This is a genomic window from Streptomyces sp. NPDC030165 (assembly GCF_055573595.1).
Genome location: NZ_JBVIBD010000071.1, coordinates 1 through 2,169, shown reverse-complemented (window position 1 = coordinate 2,169; position 2,169 = coordinate 1). Strand labels below are relative to the sequence as shown.

Sequence of the window (2,169 nt, the reverse complement as noted above, 5' to 3'; positions counted from 1 at the left end):
GGCAGTTGCCGGACGGATCGCTGGAGTACCAGGGCCGTAACGACGACCAGGTCAAGATCCGCGGCTTCCGCATCGAACTCGGCGAGATCGAGGCCAGGATCGGCGAGCACCCCGGTGTGCGGTCCTGCGTGGTCGTCGTCCGCGAGGACCAGCCGGGGAACAAGCAACTGGTCGCCTACGTCGTCCCGGCGGACGGGGACCCGGCGCCGGACCACCGCGCCGGACTCGCCCGGCACGCGGCGCGCGCCCTCCCCGAGTACATGGTGCCCAGCGCCTTCGTCACCCTGGAGACCCTGCCGTTGACCGCCAACGGCAAGCTCGACCGCAAGGCGCTGCCCGCGCCCGGCATCGACGCTTACGCCCAGCGGGAGTACGCCGCGCCGGAGACCGCCACCGAACGGGCGCTCGCGGCCGCGTGGGCGGAGGTGCTGGGCTTCGACGAGGCGCGTATCGGCGTCGGTGACAACTTCTTCGAGCTGGGTGGTCACTCGCTGCTCATCACCGTTCTGGTGGCCCGCCTGAAGGAGCGGGGCTTCGAGGTCCCCGTACGCAGTGTGTTCAGTTCGCCGACGCTGGCGAGCCTGGCGGCGGAGATCGACGAGACGCGGGCCGGCGCCGGTACGGCCGCGGGTCCGGGCACCGGCTACCGCGTTCCCCCCAACCTGATCCCGCTGGGCAGCGAGCGCATCACCCCGGACATGCTCCCCCTGGTCCACCTCGACCAGGAGCAGATCGACGCCGTCGTGGCCACCGTCCCCGGCGGCGCGCCCAACGTCCAGGACATCTACCCGCTGGCCTCCGCCCAGGAGGGCATCCTCTTCCACCACCTGCTGGACCCGGACAACGACCCCTACCTGGTCTCCCTCCTGCTGTCCGCCGACGACGAGGAGGCCTGCGCGGCCTTCACCGAGGCACTGCAGGCGCTGATCGACCGGCACGACGTCATGCGTACGGCCGTCATCACCGCCGGACTGCCCGAGCCGGCGCAGGTCGTCCAGCACACCGCCCGCCTGACGGTCGAGCGGACGTGCCTCGACCCCGACACGGACGCCGAAGCGCAGGCCCGCGCCCTGCTGGACCGCCCCCGGCGGATGCGGGTCGACCGGGCACCCCTGCTGCGGCTGCTCATCGCCGAGGACCCGCACTCCAGCCGGCGCTACCTCCTGCTCAGCGCCCACCACCTCATCGAGGACGCCACCACCCTGCGGCTGGTCCTGGAAGAGCTGGCCGCCCACATGACCGGCCGAACGGAGTTGCTGGCCGCCCCGGCGCCGTACCGCGACTTCGTCGCCCACACACTGCACCAGACGGCGACGGGCGACGCGGAAGCCCACTTCCGGGCCGCCCTCGGTGACGTCACCGAGCCGACGAACCCCTTCGGACTGACGAACGTACGCGGTGACGGTCACCGCTACCCGCAGCTGCGCCGCGCCCTCCCCGCGGACCTCACCCGCGACCTGCGCGCGCAGGCCCAGCGTCTGCGGACCAGCCCGGCCAGCCTCTTCCACGCCGCTTGGGCGTGCGTCGTCGCCGCGGCCGCCGGACGTGACGACGTGGTGTTCGGCACCGTGATGTCGGGGCGTCTGCAAGGCGTACCCGGAGTGGAGCGGATGCTCGGCAACTTCATCAACACCCTGCCCCTGCGGGTGTCCCTGGCCGGCCGGACCGTCCGCGACCTGATCACCGAGGTGGACACCGGGCTGAAGGAGCTGATCGCCCGCGAGCAGAGCCCGCTGAGCCTGGCGCAGCGCTGCAGCGGCCTGGACGCCGACACGCCACTGTTCAGCGCGGTGGTCAACGTGCGGCACTTCGAGCCGGGCCGCGGCGACGCCGCGGCGTCCCCCATCGACGACCGGGGGATCCACTGGGTGGCGGAGGCCGACGCGATCAACTACCCCCTGGTGGTGTCCCTCGACGACTTCGGCGACGAACTCGCGCTGCACGCCCGGGTGGACGACACCGTGGCGTGCGAGGCCCTCGTGGACTACGTCGAGACCGCCCTGTCCTCGGTCGTCGCGTCCCTCGCCACGGACGACGGCACCGGCACCCGCGCCCTGGACATCGACATCCTGCCCGCTGCGGAGCGTCGGCGGGTGTTGGTGGAGTGGAATGCGTCCGGTGTGTCCGGGGTGTCGGGGGAGCGGTGTGTGCATGGGTGGTTCGAGGAGG

General features: G+C 72.3%; 1 protein-coding gene. It reads left to right on the top strand.

The features are described 5' to 3' along the window. Nucleotides 1-2,169: condensation domain-containing protein (locus ACZ4Z1_RS42400; RefSeq protein WP_468492061.1), on the top strand; the 2,169-nt coding region annotated here is incomplete at both ends.